This is a genomic window from Acinetobacter sp. UBA5934 (assembly GCF_002430855.1).
GTDB lineage: Bacteria > Pseudomonadota > Gammaproteobacteria > Pseudomonadales > Moraxellaceae > Acinetobacter.
Window position 1 is genome coordinate 9,378 of the sequence record NZ_DJDC01000092.1, and the last position, 2,898, is coordinate 12,275.

At 41.1% G+C, this 2,898-nt stretch carries 3 protein-coding genes; 2 read left to right on the plus strand and 1 reads right to left on the minus strand.

Annotated features, from left to right (window positions below; all coding sequences use genetic code 11):
- The coding region (locus tag B2Y23_RS06565; RefSeq protein WP_291369774.1) for a flavin-containing monooxygenase at positions 1–1,017 on the plus strand (1,017 nt) is incomplete at its 5' end.
- A gap of 49 nt (positions 1,018–1,066) precedes the next feature.
- Positions 1,067–1,975: a lysine exporter LysO family protein gene (locus B2Y23_RS06570; protein ID WP_291356864.1), complete on the plus strand. Its 909-nt coding sequence runs from the start codon at positions 1,067–1,069 to the stop codon at positions 1,973–1,975.
- 119 nt (positions 1,976–2,094) lie between these two features.
- Here B2Y23_RS06570 and pyrF read toward each other — a convergent pair whose 3' ends face one another.
- Positions 2,095–2,790, minus strand: coding sequence for an orotidine-5'-phosphate decarboxylase (gene pyrF / locus B2Y23_RS06575; protein ID WP_291369776.1), 696 nt, complete (start codon positions 2,788–2,790; stop codon positions 2,095–2,097).
- Positions 2,791–2,898 lie beyond the last annotated feature (108 nt).

Here is a 2,898-nt window from a genome sequence, read left to right on the forward strand (position 1 = left end):
GTTCATTCCTCTCACTGGGTTCATCAATATGATTTAACCGGTAAGTATGTCGCCTCTATTGGAACTGGTGGCAGCGCGATTCAATATCTTCCTGAAATTGCGCCTAAAGTTAAGCAACTTTATGTATTGCAGCGTACCGCGGCTTGGGTCATTCCCAGAGATGAACGTCATTATTGGAATATCGAAAAGAAATTATTCAAAAAATTAAACTGGTTTAGAAAGCTGCATCGGGCACGTTTATATTGGTCAAACGAATCTCGCGTGGTTCCTATTGTTCAACCTACAGTGATGAAATATACACAAAAGCTGGCAGAAGCTTTTATCAGGTTTCAGGTCAAAGACAGAAATCTGGTTCAAAAACTGACACCCGATTACATCATGGGCTGCAAACGTATTTTAGTGTCTAATAAGTACTACCCTACTTTTAACCGCAGCAATGTTGAACTGGTGACCGAGGCTATTCAGGAATTAACCGCAAACAGCATCATTACCAAAGATGGCAAAGAATACAAAATTGATTGCTTAATTTATGGCACCGGTTTTATTACCGATCCTCGCATTTATCTAAAATCATTTAAATGTACTGGTGAACACGGACAAGATTTACGAGATGCCTGGCAAGCGGGTGCAGAAAGCTTTTATGGTATTTGCACCAAAGGCTTCCCCAATTTATTTCAGCTATTAGGGCCTAATACGGTTTTGGCACACAACTCGGTCATTTTTATGATTGAGGCTCAGGTCAATTATATTCTGAAAATGATTGAACTGGTCGAAAGCTCTCATAGTCATGCGATTGTGGTTAAAGATCAGGCTCAAGACCGATTCAATCAGGATGTACAAAAACTACTCGATGGTACAGTGTGGCAATCTGGCTGTGTGAGCTGGTACCAACAAGATGGCGGTAAAAACTTTGCTCTCTGGCCTACCTACACATGGAAATATTGGCTACAAACCAGAAAACTTAATCCTGCAGATTACCGTCTGCTAAATAAAACGGCTGGGAGTCGTGCAGCCTAAATATTTAAAGGTCATAATAAGCAGGTATTTATTAGCTGCTTAATTCTTTATGCAATCCTTTTGGTTGATTTTCCAATTACTCATTTGCTTAGGACTTGGATTTATTTTGGCAAGACGTTTACCGCACTGGTTAGAACGTCTTGCTTTTCAGATTCTACCCTATTTCACTTATATACTATTAATTGCTATTGCTATTGAGTTTGCTCAAACATTGCACACCATTGCTCAGCCTTGGCAAATTCTGAATCATGCCGCGCTTTTAGCCATACTTACCAGTGTCGGTGCATTTATCTGCTGTTATGTATTATTCAAGCTTTTAGGCTATCAACCCAGTCATGGCAAAGTATCCATGAGCCTGGTCAGCAAATCACTTATTAATATCAGTTATGCTTTTATTGCATTGCTATTTGGTTATGCACTCTCTGAATCTGCAACAAACTTTGGTTATACCTTGCAGATAAGCACATGGCACCTATTATTGGTATTCATGTTTTTGATTGGTTTGGATCTCGCCTATTCACCCTTGGACCGATCTTGGTTAAATTGGAAAATATTACTGGTACCCTTGGGTTGCATCGTCGGTTCACTACTGGGTGCTTTCGTTACAGCATCAATCATTCAAGATATCAGCTTAAAAGATCTCATCATGCTGTCGCAAGGTTATGGCTTTTATTCCATGACTGGGATCGTAGTGACTGAACTTAAAAATGCGCATCTTGGCAGTATTGCACTGATGAATGATTTATTTAGAGAAATTCTGGCGATTGTGTTTATGTATATTATCGGTTGGCGCTACCCACGTTCTGCAATTTCCTCAGCAGGAGCAACCGCGATGGATGTTACCTTGCCCATGGTAAAACAGGCTTGCGGTAATGATTTTATTCCACACGCCATGGTAAGCGGTTTTATTCTTTCGGTATTGGCACCGATATTGGTGAGCGTGTTGGCAGCGATTTAAATTCTTCCTCCCTTGCGGAGCAGTGCTTCTCATCTCTCAGAGAGTGAGGACTTGTTCATTTTTACGATAATGGAACGTTCTCTCTCCCTTTGGGAGAGAGTTAGAAAGAGGGTGTAAAATTACAAAGTTGCCAAAATATCTTTCAGCATTTGACGCGGATTATCCGACTTGGTAATTGGACGACCAATCACCAAATGTGTAGAACCATCCAGCATCGCCTGCTTCGGTGTGACAATTCGTTTTTGATCGTCTGCTGCTGAACCTACCGGACGAATACCCGGCGTGACTAAAGCAAAGTCTGCTCCTAAAGTTTCACGCAGCATTTTGGCTTCTTGAGCAGAACAAACCACCCCATCTAGACCACTTTCTTGAGTGAGTTTCGCCAGACGTTGCACTTGTTCAAATGGTTCAATATCCAAACCAATATCCTTTAGATCTTCACGTCCCATGGAAGTCAGCACAGTCACCGCAATCAGCTGAGTCTTGTAGTTACCTGCTTGTAAACGCTCTGCACAGGTTTCCATCATTTTACGGCCACCAGATGCATGTACATTCACCATCCACACACCCAGGTCCGCTGCAGCACACACTGCTTGAGCTGTGGTATTTGGAATATCATGAAACTTCAAGTCCAGGAAAACTTCAAAACCCTTATCATACAATGCCTTAACCACGCTTGGGCCTTCATGAGTAAAGAGCTCTTTACCAACTTTCACCCGACATAATGCAGGATCTAACTGCTCCGCAATCGTTAACGCGTCATATTGGCTTTTAGCATCCAGTGCAACAATGATACTCAAGAGACTTTCTTCCATCATATAAAATCAGCGCTATTATAATAGACAAGTCAGCTACTAATAAAGAAAACTATGAAGACAAGTTTTTGAATAAAAAAATATTGATTTTAAATTTAATGAATGAGG

Bases quoted from the DNA above. Each gene is read 5' to 3' on its own strand.
- B2Y23_RS06570 (WP_291356864.1), top strand. From the start codon at position 1,067: ATGCAATCCTTTTGGTTGATTTTCCAATTACTCATTTGCTTAGGACTT.
- pyrF (WP_291369776.1), bottom strand. From the start codon at position 2,790: ATGGAAGAAAGTCTCTTGAGTATCATTGTTGCACTGGATGCTAAAAGC.